This window comes from Cognaticolwellia beringensis (genome assembly GCF_002076895.1).
Lineage (GTDB): Bacteria > Pseudomonadota > Gammaproteobacteria > Enterobacterales > Alteromonadaceae > Cognaticolwellia > Cognaticolwellia beringensis.
Genome location: NZ_CP020465.1, coordinates 2223856 through 2247383, shown reverse-complemented (window position 1 = coordinate 2247383; position 23528 = coordinate 2223856). Strand labels below are relative to the sequence as shown.

General features: G+C 37.9%; 18 protein-coding genes. 13 read left to right on the top strand and 5 right to left on the bottom strand.

The window, feature by feature from the left end:
- Positions 1–2: 2 nt before the first annotated feature.
- Positions 3–935, bottom strand: coding sequence for a glycosyltransferase family 2 protein (locus B5D82_RS09530; RefSeq protein WP_081151091.1), 933 nt, complete (start codon positions 933–935; stop codon positions 3–5).
- Positions 936–1179: 244 nt separating this feature from the next.
- On the opposite strand from B5D82_RS09530, the gene B5D82_RS09525 reads away from it, so the two are divergent.
- From B5D82_RS09525 to B5D82_RS09490, 8 genes are all read left to right on the top strand, one after another.
- A complete protein-coding gene (locus B5D82_RS09525; protein ID WP_081151090.1) occupies positions 1180–2520 on the top strand; it encodes a phenylacetate--CoA ligase family protein in 1341 nt (446 codons plus the stop codon).
- Positions 2510–3655 carry a glycosyltransferase gene (locus tag B5D82_RS09520; RefSeq protein WP_081151089.1) on the top strand — a complete coding sequence of 382 codons (1146 nt, stop codon included), beginning with the start codon at positions 2510–2512 and terminating at the stop codon, positions 3653–3655. The genes B5D82_RS09525 and B5D82_RS09520 overlap by 11 nt, the downstream gene beginning before the upstream one ends.
- Positions 3656–3773: 118 nt before the next feature.
- On the top strand, positions 3774–4376 hold the full coding sequence (locus B5D82_RS09515; protein WP_245807600.1) for a polysaccharide deacetylase family protein: 603 nt from the start codon (positions 3774–3776) through the stop codon (positions 4374–4376).
- Complete coding sequence (locus B5D82_RS09510) at positions 4373–5566, top strand: glycosyltransferase family 4 protein (protein WP_245807599.1); 1194 nt, start codon at positions 4373–4375, stop codon at positions 5564–5566. Before B5D82_RS09515 ends, B5D82_RS09510 begins: the two co-directional genes overlap by 4 nt.
- Position 5567: 1 nt before the next feature.
- Entirely contained in the window at positions 5568–6092 is a 525-nt protein-coding gene (locus B5D82_RS09505) for a serine O-acetyltransferase (RefSeq protein WP_081151087.1), read from the top strand.
- The gene (locus B5D82_RS09500; protein WP_081151086.1) at positions 6092–7264 is read left to right on the top strand and encodes a glycosyltransferase family 2 protein; all 1173 of its coding nucleotides are present in this window, start codon (positions 6092–6094) and stop codon (positions 7262–7264) included. The genes B5D82_RS09505 and B5D82_RS09500 overlap by 1 nt, the downstream gene beginning before the upstream one ends.
- A 65-nt stretch (positions 7265–7329) precedes the next feature.
- Positions 7330–8424 carry a hypothetical protein gene (locus B5D82_RS09495; protein WP_245807598.1) on the top strand — a complete coding sequence of 365 codons (1095 nt, stop codon included), beginning with the start codon at positions 7330–7332 and terminating at the stop codon, positions 8422–8424.
- 3 nt (positions 8425–8427) lie between these two features.
- The gene (locus tag B5D82_RS09490; protein WP_081151084.1) at positions 8428–9414 is read left to right on the top strand and encodes a polysaccharide deacetylase family protein; all 987 of its coding nucleotides are present in this window, start codon (positions 8428–8430) and stop codon (positions 9412–9414) included.
- Positions 9415–10132: 718 nt separating this feature from the next.
- Here the strand turns inward: B5D82_RS09490 and B5D82_RS09485 are convergent.
- The gene (locus tag B5D82_RS09485; protein WP_081148330.1) at positions 10133–11308 is read right to left on the bottom strand and encodes an IS4 family transposase; all 1176 of its coding nucleotides are present in this window, start codon (positions 11306–11308) and stop codon (positions 10133–10135) included.
- Between the two features lie 446 nt (positions 11309–11754).
- A complete protein-coding gene (locus tag B5D82_RS09480; protein ID WP_081151082.1) occupies positions 11755–13164 on the bottom strand; it encodes a TIGR03013 family XrtA/PEP-CTERM system glycosyltransferase in 1410 nt (469 codons plus the stop codon).
- 240 nt (positions 13165–13404) lie between these two features.
- Here B5D82_RS09480 and B5D82_RS09475 point away from each other — a divergent pair, with 240 nt between their 5' ends.
- From B5D82_RS09475 to B5D82_RS09455, 5 genes are read left to right on the top strand one after another with little or no spacing between them, the layout of a single operon-like run.
- Complete coding sequence (locus B5D82_RS09475; RefSeq protein ID WP_094122866.1) at positions 13405–14028, top strand: XrtA/PEP-CTERM system exopolysaccharide export protein; 624 nt, start codon at positions 13405–13407, stop codon at positions 14026–14028.
- A gap of 37 nt (positions 14029–14065) precedes the next feature.
- The gene (locus B5D82_RS09470; RefSeq protein ID WP_081151079.1) at positions 14066–15658 is read left to right on the top strand and encodes an XrtA system polysaccharide chain length determinant; all 1593 of its coding nucleotides are present in this window, start codon (positions 14066–14068) and stop codon (positions 15656–15658) included.
- Positions 15659–15661: 3 nt separating this feature from the next.
- On the top strand, positions 15662–16519 hold the full coding sequence (locus tag B5D82_RS09465) for an XrtA-associated tyrosine autokinase (RefSeq protein WP_081151077.1): 858 nt from the start codon (positions 15662–15664) through the stop codon (positions 16517–16519).
- Positions 16482–18101 (top strand): TIGR03016 family PEP-CTERM system-associated outer membrane protein, encoded by a 1620-nt coding sequence (locus B5D82_RS09460; RefSeq protein ID WP_081151076.1) that lies wholly within the window; start codon positions 16482–16484, stop codon positions 18099–18101. The genes B5D82_RS09465 and B5D82_RS09460 overlap by 38 nt, the downstream gene beginning before the upstream one ends.
- 4 nt (positions 18102–18105) lie before the next feature.
- Entirely contained in the window at positions 18106–19137 is a 1032-nt protein-coding gene (locus tag B5D82_RS09455) for an XrtA/PEP-CTERM system-associated ATPase (RefSeq protein ID WP_081151075.1), read from the top strand.
- 967 nt (positions 19138–20104) lie between these two features.
- On the opposite strand, the gene prsR is transcribed toward B5D82_RS09455, so the two are convergent.
- Together prsR and prsK are read right to left on the bottom strand one after the other, a co-directional pair.
- Positions 20105–21454, bottom strand: a complete 1350-nt coding sequence (prsR, locus tag B5D82_RS09450) for a PEP-CTERM-box response regulator transcription factor (protein ID WP_081151074.1) — start codon at positions 21452–21454, stop codon at positions 20105–20107.
- A 13-nt stretch (positions 21455–21467) separates the two neighbouring features.
- Positions 21468–23525 carry an XrtA/PEP-CTERM system histidine kinase PrsK gene (prsK, locus tag B5D82_RS09445; protein ID WP_081151073.1) on the bottom strand — a complete coding sequence of 686 codons (2058 nt, stop codon included), beginning with the start codon at positions 23523–23525 and terminating at the stop codon, positions 21468–21470.
- Positions 23526–23528: the final 3 nt, after the last annotated feature.

Sequence of the window (23528 nt, the reverse complement as noted above, 5' to 3'; positions counted from 1 at the left end):
TATTAAGCGGCTAATTTACGTTTAGTTTTTTGCAGTATATTCCAAACAAAATTTGGCACTACTTTTATGAACCAACCTTTTAATAAAACAGGAATGTTTTTTTTAGTTCGATGCGCGCGAATAAAAGTATCGCCGGCTAAATTATAAAAACCTGAAAAGATGTATGATTTAGCATACCTAATATGCAACTGTTGCTTTATTAGTGCCCAATTTGCACTTTTATTGAGAGTAGCGGCAATAGTTTCAATTTTATTTAAGCAAACCACTTCTGCTTCATGCATTTTTTCATCGTTTAATGAGTAATTGTCGCCATGAAAAACGTGAACGGCGAGGTAGTCTGCAACAAAATCGAATTCACAAACCATGGCTAATTTAAGCCAAAGATGCCAATCGTCGACTCCCATTAAAGCCCTGTCATCGTCAAAACCATCGACTTGCTGTAAATAACTTGTTCGAACAACAGCGGTACAGCAAGTTAGCATATTTAATTGTACTAATTGCTCAAACACCTGACCTTTGTGCTTATTTTTAAAACCAGATTTTGATTGTTTTTGATATAAAATATAATCAGTAATTGCGCCACAGTAAACTAGACCAATGTTATTATTGCTGAATAATGGTATTTGCTGACTAAGTTTTTTTGGTAGCCATAAGTCATCTTGATCACAAAAAGCGATAAAGTCACCTTTAGCTTGCGCAATACCGAAGTTTCTAGCGTTTGCTACACCGCCATTTTTATTAAAAAATGGCTTAATCCGAGGGTCTTGCATTGCAAGCTGGGTAATAATAGCTTTTGAGTTATCTTTGGAGCCATCATCAACCAAAATTAGTTCAATATTTTCATAATCTTGAACTAATATCGATTGAACCGTTTTTTCTAAGTATTGCGCACCGTTATATACAGGCACAACAACAGAAACTAATACTTGCGACACAAAATTTCCTTTTTATTTATATATACTATCAATACAGGTTAGAGTGTTTGCTGGGTTTAGCCCTTTACATTGTCAGACTAAAGTCCGACCTACAATAAGCAATAATTGCTGCTGTTTTCTGAGCAATGAAACATTGGGCGTTTTTATTATCTGAGAATATTACTATAAAAGTGTTACTTTCTATAATTAATTTGTTAAATTCAATCGATTAACGCCACTCATGATAACAGGATAATTTTTACTGATGTATACCTCAATTTTTCGTCATTTTTTAATGCCGACATATGAACTTCTTAAAGGTAAAAATCTTGTTGAACACATATCCAATTATGAGCAACACTTATTGTGGACCCCTGAAGCGTTAGAGCAACATCAGTGGCAAGAGTTACGAAAACTACTTGAGCATGCCTTCGCACATACTAGCTTCTACCCCAAACTTTGGGCTAAGGTCGGCGTACATTCTATTGATGACATAGCCTCAATGTCAGATTTTGCCAAATTACCTTTAATAACTAAAAGTGATATTACCGAGCATTATCAGGATATTGTTGCGACTAACTCAAGTCAGAACATCAAAAAAGCGACGGGTGGCTCGACCGGTCAACCATTTCGTTTCGAGCTAGATATAGACAGTAACACTCGTCGAGAAGCTATTATGTGGCGTGGCTATGGCTGGTTAGGCGCTGGATTAGGGCAAAAAACTTTATACCTTTGGGGCGCTGACATTGGCCAACCAACATTATTAAAAAGTTTAAAAAACACGCTATATCATAGATTTTACAATAGGAAGATGCTTAATTCTTTCGCCATGAATTCTAACAACATGCATACCTATGTAGATGATATAAATAGTTATAGGCCTACCGCATTGGTTTCTTATGTAAATCCTTTATATGAATTAGCGCGCTATATTATTGCAGAAGAATTAACGGTATTTTCTCCAAAAACAATTCTGACGGGTGCAGAGCCATTACATGAATTTCAAAGAGAAGTTATCGAAAAAGCGTTTAATTGTAAAGTTTACGACACCTTTGGCTGTCGTGAATTTATGTTAATGTCAGCAGAATGCCAAGAGCATAAAAATCTGCATATTAATAGTGACCATTTAGTGGTAGAAACTGTTAATGAAACGGGTCAGCCAATTACCGGTGAGTCTGGCGACTTAGTGGTTACCGATTTATATAATTATGGTATGCCACTAATTCGATATGTTAATGGCGATAGAGCGACTTTAATTGACCAACCTTGTGGGTGCGACAATCCGCTACCGATCATGAGTAGCATAGATGGTCGTAAACTCGACATTATTAAAACTGTGTCGGGTAAATCAATTCCTGGCGAACTTTTTCCTCATTTATTTAAAGAATTTATTGGTATAGATAAATTTCAAGTTAAACAAAGTGACATAACGAGTTTACAGATATTGTTAATGACCAATAAGCACTTTACTGAACAGAACAAAGTTGATATTTCCGCTGAGATAAATAAATATGCCGACAATGAATTACAATTAGTGTTTAGTCAGGTTGATGAAATTCCGCTAACCGCCAGTGGTAAACATAGGGTTACCATTTGTGAAGTGTAGCGACAACAAACCCTCTTTAGTCATATTAACTAATTTGTACCCGTTACCCTGGGAACCTAACCGGGCAACATTTAACCGCCAGCAGTTTGCACAACTCGATGATGACTTTGTCAAAAGTGTTTTGGTGCCCATTGCCTTTCCAGATTGGTTTGCACATAGAAAAGAGATTAAACAAACCGAACACTTACGTTATGTGCCTTACTTTTATCTACCAAAATTTGGCCGCCGACTTTATAGCGCAATGATGTTTATCTCGATCATGCTACATTCTGGCTTATGGCTAATGCGTAAAAAGCCTGAAAAAATACTCGCAAGCTGGGCTTTTCCTGAAGCTGTTGCGGCTAGTTGGATTAGTAAGTTATTTAGCGCTGACTTCTATTTTAAAGTTCACGGTAGTGACATTAACTTGCATGGAAAAATTCCTGCCCGCGCTAAACAAATAATTGCAGCCAGTAAACGTGCTGTAGGTATTTTGTCTGTTTCGCAAGCACTTGCTGATGAGATGATAACGATGGGGATAGATAAAGAAAAAATTCGTGTTATTTATAACGGCGTTGATCACGATATATTTAATAGTAAGCATTTCATAACAAATAAAAAAATTGATGACTATATTTTATATGTCGGAAATTTAAAGAAAGAGAAAGGGGTAATTGAACTAATTAAAGGCTTTGCTGCAATTAGTGAAAAATACCCCGCGCTTAAATTGTTATATGCTGGGCCGGGTAATTTACGTAGTGAACTTGCCAACCAAGCAAAAAATTTAGCCATTAGTAACAAAGTTGTTTTATTAGGTAGTGTTGATCATAACCAATTGCCTGAACTTATTAGCCAAGCTCGTGTACTAGCCTTACCGAGTTATAACGAAGGTGTGCCTAATGTCGTGCTTGAAGCAATGGCTTGTGGCACCCCTGTTTTAGCCACTGATGTTGGTGGTATCCCTGAAGTTGTTAATGAAAAAATTTGTGGCAAAATCATAGTAGCTAGAAGTGATACAGCGGTAGCTGAAGGTTTGGATTATATTTTATCAAGCGTATGGGATAATAAAAAAATACAGCAGCACAGCCAACAATTTTCATGGCAAAACAATAAACATCAACTGCTTAAAATGTTAATGCGTGTTAATCAATGTTAATATTCAAGGGTATGATTATTAATCGTTACTGTTACAATGTCATTTTATATAAATTTTTCAATAATGGAACTCTGCTTGAATGCTGCTTAAATTAAAATATCTCCTCAGGGCTATTATCTTGCCCGACCGTTTATTTTTGTTGAGCAAAACTCAAAAAGAAAAAACATTGTATTTAACTTTTGACGACGGACCTGTTCCTGGTGTTGTAGAGCGACTGCTTGATTTGCTCGATAAATATCAAGTTAAAGTGACATTTTTTATTCTGGGTAGTCGCGCAGAAAAAAATCCTGATTTACTTCACGAGATACATAAACGCGCGCACACCCTTGCAAACCACTCGTATAGTCATCCAGAATTTCATAAAATTTCACATGCTGAAAAAATGATAGAAGTTGAAAAAACCAATTTAATTATCAAACAAGTTACGGGTGAATCTTGTACATTATTTAGAGCACCTCAAGGCCGTTGGGATATGCATTTAATATTTGCACTGCTACTAAAAAAAATAACCGCGGTGCATTGGAGTCGAGACTCTATGGACTTTTTAAAAGAACCAGCCAATAAAATCGCAGACCGTTTTTTAAAGCATCCCGTTAAGTCTGGTGATATTATTTTATTTCATGACGACCATGAGCGCTGTATCGATGCACTTGATGTATTGATTCCACAATGGCTTGCACAAGGTTATAGCTTTAGCGCACTGGAGAACAAACACTCGTGAATATACTATTTCATCATAGAACCCGTGGCAGAGGTGCAGAAGGTGTGCATATCCGCGGAGTTGTTAAAGGCTTGAGACAGTTAAACAATAACGTTGATATTCTTTCACTACCAGGCGCAGAGCCTGAAGCGGAAGAAACAAACACATCGACTGAACAAGTTAAGCAAGCGCCAACAAAGAAAAGCAGCTTTTCTATACTTTCCGATCTTACAAAACATGTACCCGAGTTTGTTTTCGAACTTTTTGAACTTGCGTTCAATTTAATCGCGGTAATACGTTTACGAAAAACTGTAAAAGAAAAAAACATAACCCTTATTTATGAGCGTTATTCGTTATTTATGTTTTCTAGCGTTTGGTGGGCAAAACGTCATAATTTACCTATAGTGCTAGAGATTAATGACTCTTGCCAAGTTCAGCGTGTTCGCTCATTAACTTTTAAAAAGCTTGCTGCAAAAATAGAAGCTTGGATTTTTAAAAATGCTACGGGTTTGGTGTTTATTTCAACACGATTTAAGCAAGTGGCCGAGCAAGCCTACGGCGACATTGCCAATTCTGTTGTGTCACCAAACGGTGCCGATTTAGATAAATTTATTATTGATGAAGCTTCAGGGACAGCATTAAGAAATAAACTCGGTATTGAAGATAAAATAGTGTTGGGTTACGTCGGGGCATTCGTTCATTGGCATGGTATTGACTGGTTTGTTGATTTAGCTTGCCAACGATTAAAAGACACTCCTGAACTAGTCCTATTGCTAGTTGGTGATGGTGTAGCTTTTGAAGGTATTAAAAACAAGGTTATTGAGGCTGGTGTTGAATCACAGGTTATTTTACCGGGTAAAGTTCCGCATCATGAAGTTTCATCGTTTTTGTCAGCCATGGATTTAGGTATATTACCGGATTCAAATGATTATGGCTCACCGATGAAATTATTCGAATTTATGGCGATGGGTAAAGGTATGATCGCTCCAAATTTTAGCCCCATTGCCGAAGTTGTTCAAGACAATGAAACAAGCTGGTTATTCCCCGCAGGCGATAAACAAGCCTGTATAGATAAAGTTTTCGCCATTGTTAATGACAAAAAAGCGCATAAAACCGTTGGCTTAAATGCCCGAGCTTATATTGAACGTGAACGACAATGGAAGCATAACGCTGAGCAGTTATTATCGCTCGTTCAACGAGATATGAATTAAGATGCGTGATTTAAAAGCCGACTTAAAAAGAAAACAACAAATATTTGCCCAAGATGGAGCAGATGTCAGTATGCTGAGAATTTGGATGGCTGACGGGACAAGCGCTAATGTTTTGTATCGATGCATGCGTTGGTGTGCCACGCATCGACTTGGTTTAGTGGCTTATTTTTTTCAATGGGCTAATAAATTTTTAAATGGTTGTGTTATTGGCAGTGGTGCCGACTTTGCTGCTGGATTTGTTATTATGCACCCTGTTGGCATCGTTATTAATTCTAAAGTGAGTGGTGGTCATAATATTACCCTAGAAAGTGGTGTAGTGATCGGTGATGAGAAAGGTCGTTCTCCTACTCTTGCCAACAATATTTTTGTTGGTGCTGGGGCGAAAATAATTGGTGAGTTAACCGTAGCCGACGATGTAAAAATAGGTGCTAATGCTGTGCTGACAAAAAATGCCAATAAAGGGGCAACTATGTTGGGAATACCCGCAAAAGCATATATGAAAACAAATAACGGGGTAAACCAGTAATGGAAACGTTATTTTGGGTCAGTGTCGCCATAATTATTTACAGCTATTTTATTTACCCATTGGCGTTATTTACTTTTAGCGGTATTAATCAAGCTTTTAGTGATACTAAATATTTATGGCGCAAACATCAACGCCGCACTTTTGACGCGAAAGATTACCCTGCAGTTACTATTATTATTGCCGCATATAATGAAGAATCTTGTATAAAAGCGAGAGTAGAAAATTTATTAACTTTAGATTACCCAAAAGAAAAGCTCACTATATTGATTGGCTCAGACGGTAGTAGTGACCTTACAGCAGAGATTTTGTCTGCCTTTACTATCGATAATTTACAAGTGCATATTTTTACCACTAACCGCGGTAAAATGAGTGTATTAAATGATTTAGTTGAAAAAGCGTCTGACGAACTCATTATTTTCTCTGACGCTAATACGCATTTTAAACCGGACACTATTCAACAATTAGCTCGCCATTTTAACAACGATAAAATTGGTGCTGTTTGTGGCGAACTGCACTTAGTTGATGGCGACACAGGTGACAATAAAGACAATGTATATTGGCGCTACGAACAAATTTTAAAATTCCATGAATCTAGACTGAACGCGCTGCAAGGTGCCAATGGTGCTATTTATGCCATTAGAAAATCTCTTTTTATTCCTTTACCGGCCAATACTATTGTTGATGACTTTCAAATTGCTATGAATGTAGCTAAACAAGGTTTCCGTTTAGTGTATGACCCTGAAGCCATCGCCATTGAAGAAATAGCCCCTAACCTTAAAGAAGAGGAAGGCAGAAGAGTACGTATTGGCTTAGGCAACTATCAAGCTTTTTTTAAGATGCCTTGGGCTTTAAATCCCTTATTAGGCTGGCGCTTTATTGCTTATGTTAGCCATAAGGTTTGTCGCTGGTTTGTACCTCACTTAATGTTGATAGCGCTGATCACCAATGTTATGTTACTCGATAGTGCTTTTTATCAAGTGCTATTAGCTGCACAACTAGTATTTTATTTCATGGCTTTTTACGGTATAAAACGACAAGCCAAAGGCAAGAAAACATCAACACTAATAGCACTTTTAGCATTTTTTGTGGCAATGAACCTAGCATTAATGCGCGGATTTATTAAATATTTTAGTTCCAATGTGCAAGGGACTTGGCAAAGGACAACTCGCTAGTGATCATTTTATTTTTATTCATAATAGCTTTATATCTGTTTTTTCTTATTTTAAAGAAGAAAAATATGCAGGAGTGGCTACCACAATATATTAAGCAGCAAATCAACAAGCCTGTGAGCAATGCAGCAATTACCAAACATGTTATTTTTTCCTTTGTTGATCATTACGAACCACAATGGGGTAAGCCAGATAGCATTGATATTGAGCGTAGCCGAGTTGACCGATGGTGCGCAGAGTATCCGGCAATGGCAAGTAAACACGTTGACGCGAACGGCATACACCCTCAGCATACCTTTTTCTACCCAGAGGAAGAATATCGTGTCGAACATTTAGATAAAATTGCTAAATTGTGCCGTGAAGGTTTTGGTGAAATAGAAGTACACTTACATCATGATAATGATACCTCTGATAATCTAAGAGCCTCTATTACCCAGTTTTGCCATGTTTTACATAATGATCATGGTGCTTTGTCACATCACCCGGATACAGGGCAATTAATGTATGGCTTTATCCACGGTAATTGGACATTAGATAATTCAGGCCATAATGGCAAACTTTGCGGTGTGAACGACGAACTTATTGTCTTAAAAGAAACAGGTTGTTACGCCGACTTCACTTACCCTTCAGCCCCTCATGAGACACAACCAAAAACCATTAATAGCATATATTACGCCAAAGATGATGCACTTAAGCCTAAATCTCATAACACTGGGGTTGATGTTGCGGTGGGAGGAAGCCCTTGGGGCGATCTGATGATGGTAAATGGCCCATTGATGTTGAACTGGAAAAAATTAAAAAAAGGTATTTTTCCACAAATTGAAAACTCTGATATTCGAAAAGGTATGGAGCCAACTGAAAAGCGTGTTGATTTGTGGGTAGAGGCAAATGTGCATGTCAAAGGCAAGCCTGAATGGGTTTTTATTAAAGTGCACACACATGGTACACAAGAAAGGGATATGGACGTGCTATTAGGGAAACCTGTCGATGATATGTTTTCTTATTTAGAGGCCAAATATAACGATGGTGAGCGCCACCAATTGCATTACGTTAATAGTAGGGAAATGTTCAACATGATTAAAGCAGCTGAAGCCAATGAGATTGGTTCTCCTCATCAATATCGTGATTATATTTTACCTAAACCTAGTTTTATTGCGAAGTAGCTCATGTTATTTAATAAAGTTAAAACTAGAGTTTTTCGTCATCTAGGGATGACAAAAACATTATGGCATTACCGTAAAAATGGCGTTTATTGCTTTAATTTCCATCGTATAGGTGACGCTGAAAAGTGTAAGTACGATCCTAATGTATTCTCATGTAGTGAGGGCGACTTAGAAAAACACCTTTATTTTATTAAAAATAATTTTGAAATTATCGATCAAAAACAGTTTATTGAATTAGTAAATAATGACCAAGTAGTTGACAAAAAACTTGCGTACATAACCTTTGATGATGGTTATTTAGATAACTACGAATTAGCTTTCCCTATTTTAAGCGCAATGAATATTCCGGCAACTTTCTTTGTCGCTACAGGGCTGATCGAATCAAAAGTAATCCCTTGGTGGGATGAAATTGCATGGCATATAAAACAGTCTAATTTAAATGAACTTAGGCTGTCTTCGTGGAATAAAACAATCATATTATCAGCAAAACCGATTAACAAAGGTATTCGAGAGGTGCTGAGTCAATTTAAGTCGTCATCGACACCTATAGAGGCGCAATTAATAGAATTACGTAAGAAAACGGGCTTAGTATTATCAGACTATGTAAGTGAGTTTTTGAGCTGGGACAATATAGCAGAAATGGATTCTGCCGGTATGACTATTGGTGCCCATTCGCATTCGCATCGTATATTTTCTAGCTTAAGTGCAAAAGAACTGTCACATGAATTATCTCATGCGAAGATGTTGTTAGAAGAAAAACTAACTAACAAAGTACTTTCCATTTCTTACCCTGTTGGTAATGCGTCAACATATAACAAATATATGTTTGACGAAATAGAAAGCCAAGGCTATCAACTTGCTTTCTCCTTCTGTTATTTTATCAACCAACAAGTAAGCGCCAATAAGTTTCAATTAGGACGATTTTCTATTTCTGAGCCGTTTAATGAAGTGAAGTTTATGGAGTTGTGTCTAAACGCGCCAACACTTTAATTGAGCTCAATACCTTTGAGCTTACAGTTGCTATCTGTCGGCGTAAAGTTAAAAAATGGCTCTGCTCCACAACACTATTGTTAGGTTATGGAGTCCACTTCTTAAAGAGTAGAAGTAGAGAGTAAATCAGTATTCAAGCCAAAATACTTTTATGGGCGATTCATTTGTAGGTCGACTAAAGTCCAACCTAAAAGGGCTGTCACGGAAATAATGCAGCGTTAGGCTGATTTTTTTGTAGGTCGGGCTTCAGCCCGTCAACCGCTAAGCGTACAAGCAAGTTCATGGACAAAAAAATACCCGCAACAGATATCATTTTTGTCATTATGCGATAATAGCTAAAACAGTTAAATTTCATTTAACCTGATGGACTAAAGTCCAACCTACAAGGGCTGTCGCGGAAATAATGCAGCGTTAGGCTGATTTTTTTTGTAGGTCGGGCTTCAGCCCGTCAGCAGTTAAGCGTACAAGCAAGCAAGTTCATGGACCAAAAAACACCCGCAACAGATATCATTTTTGTCATTATGCGATAATAGCTAAAACAGTTAAATTTCATTTAACCTGATGGACTAAAGTCCAACCTACAAGGGGTGTCGCGGAAATAATGCAGCGTTAGGCTGATTTTTTTGTAGGTCGGGCTTCAGCCCGTCAGCAGTTAAGCGGCTAAACAGTCAGACATTTAGCTTGATGGACTAAAGTCTGAGAGATCCCCACAAGTTTCTCAATATAAACTTTCATGAATCAGTGCCTTCATTGCACTGATTATCATCTTATCCGATATATAATACCGCTTATGTTGTAGGATCCTTAGCGCTAAATACCCATAAGATAGCACACGCTTAGTTTTCACCGAGTTTGCTTGGAATTGCCGATGATAGCCTGCTGATTCCGCTGCCTTGCCTACACAATATAGATAAAATTGAACCATCATACTTAACAGTAAAATAACCTGCAGCCTTTCTACTGAACGGCTTAAACTACGAGACAAGCCTAAGCCATAGTATTCATTTTTACAGTCTCTAAAGGATTCTTCAATGGCCATTCTTCGTTTATACATATTCACTAAATGCTGCGGTTTAAATGTATTTCTAGGTAAATTAGATACTAAGAACCAAGGCTCTTTAGCTGACTTTGAACTCTTTATATTGGTTTTACATTTTGTGGTTACGCCCTTTCGATTAAGCTTATGGCGATACATCTTTCGTCCTTTGAATAAGACACCACGACAAACAAATTGATGAGCCTTTGATAAGATTACGCCTTTGAGCTCACTTGCTATAGAGAGCGCAAGATGGTGACATTTGCTCACATAATGCCAATCGCTTTCACCTTGACGTTGGCATTTTACAGTGCCTCTTGTCCTTGCAAGCCAGTACCATTGCTGAGCCTCGATCGCTTTAAACCACGGGATTTTAAAGCCCGCATCCGTGCATATAATAGGCTGAATATCTTCAGGTAATATCTTTTTTAAATTAGCAATGAAGTTCAAGTGTACTTGGTGGTTCGTGTGTTTACTTTCAGGATGAACTTCCTCATAGATCGTAACTGCACGTCCTCCAATAGAAATGGCGGCTCTGAGCATGACGAAGTTATAGTTGTAGACGGTGGACCAGTCCACATGAATAAGTGGGTGGGGTGTCGTAATAAACAGCCGTGCAATGTCCTGGTAAAATGACTGCCTATTCTGATATAAAGGCTGACTCCCAAGCAGTCTATCGATACGTTTTATCGCGTGTTTTTCTGATTTACCCTGCAAGCTAGCAGCGTGTCTTCCCATCGAGGTTAAGGTCAATGCCGCACCATTGATGAGACTATCAGCAGCAGTAAAAAGAGATTTTGTAATTCTAGGATCTAAAGTGTTTGAATCAAAGGTGAATAAGTCTGATAATGAAGGCATAGCGCTTGTATTTGGTATATTTGTTTTTTGTGGTGATTAACATTTTACCAGATATCAAGCGCTTACTTCTTAAACTTGTGGGGATTCCTCAGACTAAAGTCCAACCTACAAGGGGTGTCGCGGAAATAATGCAGCGTTAGGCTGATTTTTTTGTAGGTCGGGCTTCAGCCCGTCAGCAGTTAAGCGGCTAAACAGTCAGACATTTAGCTTGATGGACTAAAGTCCAACCTACAAGGGTGTCGCGGAAATAATGCAGCGTTAGACTGATTTTTTTGTAGGTCGGGCTTCAGCCCGTCAGCAGTTAAGCGGCTAAACAGACAGACATTAAGCTTGATGGACTAACGTCCAACCTACATTAGGCCTATGGTTGATTATTTATCGGTGGGGATTAATTTAAATTCAAGCGAATGGACGCTTGAATTTAATAAAGATAGGTCAATAAAGTACTAACGGCCTTTGCCGAATAACACTATTTCTACGGTTCTTATTAAAATTAGTAAATCCAACATAAAGCTGCGGTGCTTTATGTAATATAGGTCGTATTTCAGCTTTTCTAGCGAATCTTTTTCTGTTGCACCGTATGGATATTTCAATTGAGCCCAACCTGTTAAGCCGGGTTTAACGTTATGGCGTTCGTTGAAATAGGGGATATTCTTAATTAATTGTTGGACAAATTCTGGACGCTCAGGACGAGGGCCAACAAAGCCCATGTCACCTAACATTACATTATAAATTTGCGGTAACTCGTCAATGCGGTATTTACGAATAGCTTTACCTATTCTTGTTGTTCTGTCGTCATTTTTCGATGCCATTTGTGCACCATTTTTTTCCGCATCAATTCTCATACTTCTAAATTTGATAATATTAAAAGCTTGACCATCTAAGCCAACACGCTCTTGAGAATAAAAAATTGGCGCTTTTAAACCATCTTCAAGCTTAATTAAAAGCGCGGTGATCAGCATTACAGGCCATGTAACGAGAAATAAGAAAAACCCCATAGTAGCATTAAACACCCAATCTAAGGTATTCCGCAAATGGTTAGATGAAGCAAAACCATTTGAATATATCACCCAGCTTGGGTAAATTAAATTTACCGCAATTTGACCCGTTTCACGCTCAATAAAGTCGAGAATTTCAGTTATTTCAACTCCCCGAATTTTACAGGCAAAAAGTTCGTCAACAGGAAGATTTTCGCGACGCTCATCGTTAGCGACCACAATTTCGTCAATTTGGTGTTCTAATGCGTAATTGACTAAAGAACTGTCTAAAGTGATTCTATTTTCGTTAACTATGCCATGGTCGGCATCGCCGTTCATAACAACAAAGCCGTGCATGAAAAAGCCTTGTCGGTCGACATCACGTCGCATGCGTTTTTCTATAATTGAGGCGCGCTCTCCTGCGCCTAATACTAGAATATTACGTTTATTTAAACCAAAAAAATCTATTTGAAGGGTAATATACCGAACACCACTCACCATAAACAAACTAATTAAAGATGCCGTAGCCAGTAACTCAATAGCTAATGCGCCTGAGCCATAAATAGGGTTTAGTAATGAAACGATGAAAAAGCCGATAGCTACCGACACCAGTAATCGTCTGAATACTCCGCGCAAGTTTTCTCTAAGTTTTGAGTCATAAAGCCCCATTGCCAAACATGATAGCTGTACAATTAACGCAAAAACTACCGCGTGAATAAACAAAACGTTTAATGCGATAGCCTGAGTATCATGTTCAACAAAATGTAAAAAACTATTAAAATACAAACTCAGCAGAAGTGCGCCAGCAAAGCAGACAAACTCGATTAACACTAAAGACTTGCTACCCGCAGATAAATCACGAAATTTAGGGCTAGACATAAGGTTAGAAAATTCCTTTCTGGTGAGAAAAATAGACAAGCATTAGATACTTTTATTATTTTAGTTGTATATTAGAATTGATTAACAGGTAAATGTAAACATTAGACTATTTAAAATACTACAATTACAATCTATTTACAGAAATTAAATAATGTGCATCAAATGTAAAAATCAAATACAATCTGATAGCTTATACAAAAAACAGTTGTAAATAAGAAGGTTAATACCATGGAAAAACGCATGACTACTACATTAAAAGCAATTTTATTTCTTGCGCTGGGCTATATTGTAACTGGATGTAGCTCATCTACATTACCCACTGCTAAGCTTCATCAGTCGAATACTGTTGATGTTGATTCATACAAATATTTAATAGGTGCCGGCGATGTGGTCAATATTTTTGTTTGGCGCAACCCTGAAGTTTCAGGCACGTTTGTCGTTCGCCCAGACGGTATGATAACCACTTCACTGGTAGAAGATATACCTGTCTCAGGGAAAACACCAACAGAACTTGCTCGCTCAATTGAAGTAATATTGGCAACTTATTTACGCGATCCAGTAGTAACGGTAACGGTAAATAATTTTGTCGGGCCTTTTAGTGAGCAAATACGTATTATTGGTGAAGCCGCTCAACCCCAATCGGTAAACTATATTCAACATATGACATTATTAGACGTAATGATCCGTGTGGGTGGTTTAACCGAGTTTGCTAATGGTAACGGTGCACTACTGGTGCGAATCGAAAATGGTCTGCAAAAGCAGTACAACATATTTATTGAAGACTTAATAAAAAATGGGGAAATATTAGCTAATGTTGATGTATTACCTGGCGATATTATTGTAATACCTGAAACATGGTTTTAAACGTAATACCTTTTTTTACCTGTTTTAGAGGTCAGGAATGCAAGAAATTATAGAACAAATTGTAGATTATCTTAAAGGCATTTGGCTTAAGCGCCGCTTTATTATTATATCGACTTGGTTAATATGCCCTTTTGCCTGGATTTATATTTCCCAACTCGATAATGTCTATGAGTCTGATGCCCGAATATACGTTGACACTCAGTCTGTCCTTGGTCCTTTGTTAAAAGGCTTAACGGTTAAGACCAATCCTGAAGTGCAAATTCGACTAATGATTAAAACGCTGCTAAGTCGCCCAAATTTAGAGCGAATTACCCGTATGACCGACCTTGACGTGCGGGCTAGCACCCCTGAAGCTTATGAGTCATTAATTAATGGCTTAAAATCTAATATAATTATAAGAAAAACTGGCGGTCGACACGATAATATATTTACCATTACTTACCAGCATAAAGATCCTGAAATGGCGAAAAATGTAGTTAACGCAGCCTTAACGGTATTTATTGAAAATACTCTGGGGGAAAATCGTAGTGATTCTAATTCTGCCCAGAAGTTTATAAGCACACAAATTAAAGACTACGAAAATCGTTTATTAGCTTCTGAGTCTAGATTAACTGAATTTAAACAAAGATATAGCGGTGTTTTACCAGGCCAATATGGCGGCTATTATCAAAAGTTAAATATTGTTAAAGAACAGCTAAAAATTACTGAGCTAAATTTACTAGAACAAGAAACGCAATTAGAGTCTGCAAAAGCACAATTGAGTTCATCGCCGTCTAGTAACGATAATGCGCAAAATAACATTATGAACTCTAATAGTATTCAAACCACTTATGACGAGCGTATTGCCGAATTAGAAGCCAATTTAGATTCGCTACAGTTGCGTTACACCGAAATGCACCCCGACGTAAAAGAAGTTAAACGTAGACTTGAACACTTGAATAATCAACGTTCCCAAGAGATTAGTGAATATTTAAACGCCACCAATGGCAGTGATAACAATAAACTCTCAACTAGCCAAAACCCTGTTATTCAACAATTACAGATACAAGTAAACCAATTAGAAAATTTAGTTGCCTCAACCACGGTGAGAGTGAAAAATTATCGTAAACAAGTTAATGAACTAGAAAGTAAAATTCATATACTGCCGGAAATTGAAGCTGAGTTAACCTCGCTTAATCGCGGTTATGAAATTACTAAAAAGAAATATGAAGAGTTACTCAATCGTCAGGAAACCGCGCAATTAGCACAACAAGCCGATGAGACAACGAATCCAATTCAATTTAGAGTTATTGATCCGCCAAGAGCTTCTACCGAGCCAGCTGGGCCAAAACGCGTACTATTTTTACTTGGCTCAACTGTCTTTGCTTTTGGTGTTGGCGTTGCCCTTTCATTATTATTTAGCCAAGTTAATCCTGTGGTGACTTCTAGTAGTCAGGTATCAAAAATAACAGGGATTCCTGTCTTTGGTATCGTATCAGCGACTGAAAATCTTGGCCTGAAGCGTTGGCATAGAAGAAAAACAATATTTTTTATTATTTCTAATAGTTTATTATTGATAATGTTGGCTTTTTTCATGCTTTATGCCATAGCGCCCAATGTGATATTAGCGCCGATTAGAGGGGTTTTATAACTTATGAGCATCATTGAAAAAGCGCTAGCTAAACAACAGCAGAAAAACACTCAAAATACGGGTACTTCTGACCAAACCTCTGGGCAACAGCAAGTTAAAAATAATATTGCGGATGTCGCTCCCAAGACGGCATTAACACTTGATAAGAAAAGTTTATCCGAGCGTGGTTATTTAATTGATAATGGCACCCGACACAGTATCAAAGACGAGTTCAGGCAAATTAAGCGTAAACTCCTTAATAATGCATTCGGAAATGCGGCTAAAACACTTCATCATAGTAATTTAATTATGGTGAGTAGTGCTAAACCCAATGAAGGTAAAACCTTTGTTGCGATCAACTTAGCTTTAAGCATTGCTTTGGAGCAAGATAAAACTGTATTACTTATTGATGCCGATGTATTACGTCCGAGTGTAGTACGTGAGCTAGGTGTTCAAGAAAACCCTGGTATTATCGACTATTTATTAGGTGACTCAGAACAAGTCAGCGACATAATTTACGATACTGACATCGATAAACTTAAACTAATCCCTGCAGGCAAGCCGCATCATTTATCTAACGAATTATTAGCCAGCGAGAAAATGGCAACCTTTGCTAATGAGTTAGCTAACCGTTACCCTGATCGCATTGTAATTTTTGATTGTCCGCCGCTGATTGGTGCAACAGAAACATTAGTATTGGCGAATTTAATGGGCCAAGCACTGATTGTTGTTGAGGAGTCAAAAACTACGATTGCTGATATACAAGCAGCCACTGAGCACCTCAATGAAAATTTAGCGTTGGGGCTAGTACTTAATAAAGCAATAAGATCTCATAAGGATTTGTATGGCTACTACGGCTATGGGTATGGCACAAAAGACTAAACTCAGTGCCGTTTGTCTTGTATTGATTTGCTCTAATTTCGCTTTTGCAGGTGATTGGCAATTTGATCCCAGCATTACCGTTAATGAAACCTATTCTGATAACGTTGGGTTAACAGCTGTCAATGAAGAATCTAGCTTGGTGACTCAAGCTGGATTAAATCTAGCTACCACCTATAAAGCTCAGCAGGCAGTATTTAATTTTTCATCTCAAAGTACTTATGCGTTATATAGTCATAACCATGAACTTGATAATGACTATCATACCTTAGCGAGTGATTTACGACTCGAACTTTGGCCTAATGGTATTGTTGCTTTTGCGGGGATGAATATCTCAAATCAATCACGCAATCGCAGTAGAAACGCTTTAGCTGATATTGTTTCTGGGGATACCGTGCAAGTAGAAACCTATAACGGTGGTCTTGAATATAATATTAACAATAGTGTTTATATTATTAACTCGTCACTGGGTTTTAGACAAACTAACTCTGAAGATGATATCGGTAATCGAGATAGTATAATTATGCAACTAAGCAGTACAAATGGTACTGGTGCCAGACATATGTTTTGGGAGTTGCAACATAGCTATCAAGAGCAAAAAAATAATGGCCTCAATAGCGAGCAAAGTCAAAGTGAAGCTATATTTGGTTTAATTAGTGACTATAATTTCAATCCTTTTGTACGTTACTATAACGAAGATAATAATGGTGCTATAAATAATTCAAATCGTTCTTTAGAGTCAAATTCTTACGGTTTAGGGGTACGATGGTTAATTTCACCAAGACTTCGCTTAGATGCGTCGTATAACAAGCCGATTGGCGATAAGTTAGATGTGGACAATGATGAACAAAAACCTTATGTAGATGCCTCTGTTCAATGGCAACCGTCTCCTCGTACTAAGCTTTCAGCCAACATTTCTGAACGCTTTTATGGCACGAGTTATGGACTTGACTTTAGCCATAGAAATAGACGCTTAACTAATACGGTGAGTTATGTAGAAGATGTTCAGGCGTTTACTCGAAATAACTTTGTTCTGAATGTTGTTGGTTTATATTTGTGTCCCAATAATATTACCCAGCTTGAAGAATGTATTATTACGGATGATACTAGCATTTCATTAAACAACTCTAATGACCCAAATAGCCCTGGTTTTCTAGTATTACCGATACAAGATTTTACCCTGGCAGAAGATAACGTTTATTCATTGAATAAAACCTTTAGCTGGAATTCAACACTTGCACTACCCCGCACCACGATTAGCATTAACACAAACCAGCAAAATAGAGAAAATATCGACAGTGGTATCGAGGATCAATTAAGTGGCGCAAGTTTCAACGTTAAACGGAAAGTAAGTGGTCGGTCTAATGTTAGTTTCGACTTAAGTTATACTGAAACTAGTTTGCAAATTAATACTGAATTCGAGCGAACTGATCGTTATCGACGTTATCAGTTGAGCTATGACAGATCGATAAATAGTGAATTGTCTTTCAACTTAGCATTGAGCCATTTAAACAGAGGCTCTGATAACGCGCTTCTAAATTACCAAGAAAACCGCATTAGCGCCAAAATCACCAAAGGCTTTTAGCAGTATGTATGAAAATTATTATGGTTTTAAAGAAAGACCCTTTCAGTTAAGTCCTGACCCGAGATTCTTTTTTGCATCGAGCCATCATCAAAGGGCTCTGTCTTATCTGCAGTATGGTTTAGATCAAGGCGAAGGTTTTATTGTGGTAACGGGCCCTATTGGTACCGGTAAAACAACTATCGCGCGCAATTTATTAAATAACTTAGCCGATAAAAGTATCGTAGCCGCGCAGCTTGTTACGACCAAACTTAACCCGCAAGAGTTACTAGAATTAGTAGTTTCAGAGTTTAATATTACTGTTGTGGGGAATAGCAAAGCCGATTTATTACAAGGTATTGAAAAATTTCTTATTCAGTTACATCAACAAGGTAAAAGAGCGTTATTAATTGTTGATGAAGCGCAAAATCTCCCTAGTGAAACGGTGGAAGAGTTACGTATGTTATCTAATTTTCAGCTAGATAATAAACCGTTAATTCAGAGTTTTTTGCTCGGTCAAGAAGAATTAAAAGGTATAATACAGGCTCCTAACATGGAGCAATTTCGCCAACGTATTATCGCTTCTGCACATTTAAAACCTTTATCTAAAGAAGAAGTTAAAGAATATATAAATCATAGATTGCACCAAGCAGGTTGTATTAAAGAAGATTTATTTTCCAATGCTGCATTTGACCTAATCTATGATAAAACGCTAGGTGTTCCGCGCAAAATTAATATTTTTGTCGATAGATTACTATTGTTTGGCTTTTTAGAAGAGCTCAAAAATATTGATACCGATGCGATTAACGAAGTTGCAGAAGAGATGCAAGTAGAGCTTACCGGATCGTTAAATACTGCAGAATTGGCCAGTACCGAACCAAACCAAGTGGTGGTAAATTCTGCTGAAAAAGTTGAAAGCATTAAAGAAATATTACGAGAAATTGAAGAAATACTGGAAGGTAATATTAAACAAAAAATTAAAATGGCCCGTTATGTCGATAAAATGCTGAAACATAAAAGCCGTATCTATACCGAAACAGATCAGAGCACCGAAAAATAATACGCCCATCGGCCAAAGCTTTACCACACAGATTAGATAGTAGGTAAGGTTTTAGCCTTAACATTGACGGCATAAATGCCGACCTACAAAATCACCGCAGCTCATTGGCAGCCCTTTGTAGGTTGGACTTTAGTCCATCAAGTTAAATGAAATTTAACCGTTTACAGCATAGATACACGAAGATTAGATGCTAGGTAGGCTTTAACCTTAACATTGACGGCATAAATGCCGACCTACAAAAACCACCGCAGCTCATTGGCAGCCCTTTGTAGGTTGGACTTTAGTCCATCAAGTTAAATGAAATTTAACCGTTTACAGCATAGATACGCACAGATTATATGCTAGGTAGGCTTTAGATTAACATTGACGGCATAAATGCCGACCTACAAAAATCATCGCATCCATATCTGTTGACGGCCTGAAGGCCGACCTACAAAAACCACCGCAGCTCATTGGCAGCCCTTTGTAGGTTGGACTTTAGTCCATCAAGTTAAATGAAATTTAACCGTTTACAGCATAGATACACGAAGATTACATGCTAGGTTGGGCTTTAGCCTTAACATTGACGGCATAAATGCCGACCTACAATATCACCGCAGCCCATTTGAACGCAGCCCTTTGTAGGTTGGACTTCAGTCCATCATGTTAAATGAAATTTAACCGTTTACAGCATAGATACACGAAGATTACATGCTAGGTAGGGCTTTAGCCTTAACATTGACGGCATAAATGCCGACCTACAAAAATCATCGCATCCATATCTGTTGACGGCCTGAAGGCCGACCTACAATAGAAATAAGCAGCAACTGTCATACATAGCAATCTTTAGGGTACTCCTTGCACCTAAAATGGCCTGGTTTTGTCAGTTAATCCCCCTATTGAAAAGTAAAAACCGCCATGACGGCGGTTTTTTGTGTGGGATTCGAACAAGCTTAATTTTTGCGGATTAATATTCCTGCATTAAGATTTATGCATTAATTTTTAACTCGTACTTTTCTATTAATGAATAGAGCGTAGGTCTAGTCACACCCAGTAAATCAGCTGCTTTTGACATATTACCTTCTGATAGTGCATAGGCTTTTTGGATAGCGATTGATTCAGCTTGTTCGCGCACTACACGTAAATTCAATGACAGTTCAAAGCTTTTATCTTGATGTTCTAAGAAGCCTAAGTCTATTGCGGTTACCTGTGTGCCTGTAGTCATAATCACCGAGCTTTTCACTTTATTTTGTAACTCACGTATATTACCTGGCCACTTATGGCTCTTAATGGCGCTTAATGCGTCTTCAGAGAAGCTTTTAACGTTACGCTTATACTCTATAGCATAATGTTGGAGAAAGTACTGAGAAAGGATAATCACGTCTTCGTCTCGATCTCTCAATGGCGGGATGTTTAAGGTTATTTCACTGACACGATAAAATAAATCTTCACGGAAGGTTTTATCCGCGACCATTTGTTCAAGGTTTTGGTTTGTTGCGCAGACAACCCTCACGTCAACTAAAATTTCTTGTCGCCCGCCCAGACGTTCGATGCTTTTTTCTTGTAAGAAACGTAACAATTTTGCTTGTAGGCTATAAGGCATATCGCCAATTTCATCTAGAAATAATGTGCCGCCTTCTGCACATTCAATCTTGCCTTTGGTGGTACGGTGCGCGCCGGTAAAAGCCCCCTTCTCGAATCCAAATAATTCACTTTCTAATAATGTTTCAGGAATAGATGCACAGTTTATGGCAATAAAGGGTTTCTTTTTACGATCGCTAGCTAAATGCACCGCATTAGCAGTTACTTCTTTACCTGTACCACTTTCCCCTAACAGCAAAGCTGTAATCCCCGTTGGGGCAATACGCTTTACCATCATTCTCAAGCGCTCAATGCTTTCACTGTTACCGATTATACCAATATCACTGCCCGCAACAGCGCGCATTTTACGATTTTCTTCTTCAATTGCGGCAACACTAAATGCCCGTGCAACAATGACATTTATAACGTCAGTTTCAATCGGCTTTTGATAAAAATCATATGCGCCAGCAGAAATTGCCGCTAACGCATTTGTGCGGTCATCATTACCGGTTATTACAATCACTTTTGTATGTGGTGCGATAGTTAAAATTTCCTGTAGAGCGGCGAGCCCTTCAGAAGCATTTGCTTCGTCTGGCGGCAGCCCTAAATCTAAGGTAATAACTTTAGGTTCATGACGGCGAACCGCAGCAAGGGCAGTTTCACGATCACCTGCGAGTACTACGTCGTAATCAGATAAGCTCCATTTTAATTGCTTTTGGATACCTTTATCGTCATCTACGATTAACAACTTTTCCATACTTATTGAACCCTTATAGTAAATCTTGACCGCTGATTGCGCCTGCTGCTCTTAATGGCAGATCTATAGTAAAAACTGTACCTTGTTTAGGTGTACTTGTAACTTTAATTATACCCGCCATGTTTTCAAGGAATTGCTTGGCTTCGAATACGCCAATACCCATACCCGCATTACCTTTAGTAGTATCAAAAGGTTTAAACAAACGGTTTTTGATAAATTCTTCACTCATTCCACAGCCATTATCTGCAATAATAATTCTAATGGTACGTTTTTTCTCGATTAGGGAAACTTTTATCCACCCATCATTGGCTGTTGCTTCTTGTGCATTTTGTATTAAATGATGCATAACGGATTGAAAAGACTCGCTATCAATGAAAGTAATACAATCACCTTGATGCGCTAATTCAACTCTAGGAAGTCTGACATTACATTGTTCGACAACTTTTTTAATGCTTAAGGTTAAATCTGTTTGGCTATGCGAAGACTGCTCCACTTGCTTTTGTCGCAGTTGCGACAGCACTTTTTCTAACCTTTGGGTTGCTGATTCAACCGTTTCAAAAACATCATCAATGAATTCAGGGTTATTGCGATGTTTTGTTGCATTAGCGGTAATTAGTGCTAATTGCGCCTGCACATTTTTTAAATCGTGCACCAAAAATGCTGACATACGGTTAAAGGCGTCAAACTGCTTTGACTCACTTAATTTATCAGTTGCTTCATATAGCGAAATAAAGTTACCCAGTTGTTTGGATATGGCAAATAGTAAATCTCTGTCTTCCCAATTCAACCGTTTGAGTTCATTTTCATCTGCAAGCAAAAATAACCCATAAAAAGCTTTACCGATAAATATAGGCACTATAATTTGAATGTTTTTCGCCCGAAATAAATCAATATTTAAGGTTAAGTCAGGATAAAGCATAGGTGAAGTTTGGTATTCATTTACATCAACAATCCAGCCTTTCTTGTGGCAGAATAATCCAACCTCTAGTAAGTACTCTTCTAGCGCTTCATCGATATCAAGCCCATGACTATATTGAAGTTGATAATGTTGGCTAGAGAATTTTTTAACTATTGCACCACGAGAGGCCTCAACTTTAGACATCATAATTTGCGTTGCCATTTGATAATGGCTTTCACCGCTGGTAGTTTCAATTTTTTCAATGAGATTTAACCACTCATCACGATATTCGTATTTATTAGCAAAAAAGTTTTTTGCTATAAACACCTTAACGCGACGGCGTAAAGATTCTGTAATAAGTAAGACACCAAGTACTATGCCACTGAGCATTAGGAAGCCAATGCTGACTAAGTCTCCCCACTCGCCACCAAGATAATTAATAACATAGCCAGTAAAAGACATAAGGAGTAAGTAAGCGCCTGCTATCATCAACATTGAGCTATAAAAGACAACATTGCGAGAGACAAAAACACGCACTTCGCCATTTTTTATACGGCGTATACTGATCAATAAAAGTGGCGCAACAAGTAACGCTAGGTAACCGCGACTAAACCAAAAGTCAAAATCAATACCGTCAACCATAGTGGCTTGTGCGTAAAGTACAAAATCAAAAATTGCGACACTCGCAAGCGCGACGACTAAGGGCCAAATAGCCCAACGCACTTGCAAGTCAGCATTACGATAAAGCTGTTCAAGCAATACCAACATCCATAAATTAAGTACGATAAATAGTAGAAATATGTATTCGTAGGCAGAATCTAACCAGTAACTTGCCAACCAACAGACCAACATTAGCAATGACCAAACACTGATATATTGACGAACATAGTAATTACTGATTAGCGCTTTAAAGTTGCGATGCTCAGTATTAAAGAGAATAATTAATAACGACCAACAGGCAATTTTAAAGCCATCTGCAAACATCGCCCATTGTAGGCTAAAACCTAAATTAATTTGCAGGGCTGCGATTAAATTACTGGTTAACGTGACTAAAGTACAAAATAATACTGCACGTGCAACTAAGCTACGATTACGGGCAGCAATAATCAGCAATGCAAATAAGGTATATACCGCAACGGCTAAAGAAAAGCCTATTAAGCCAATAAAATCCATAAT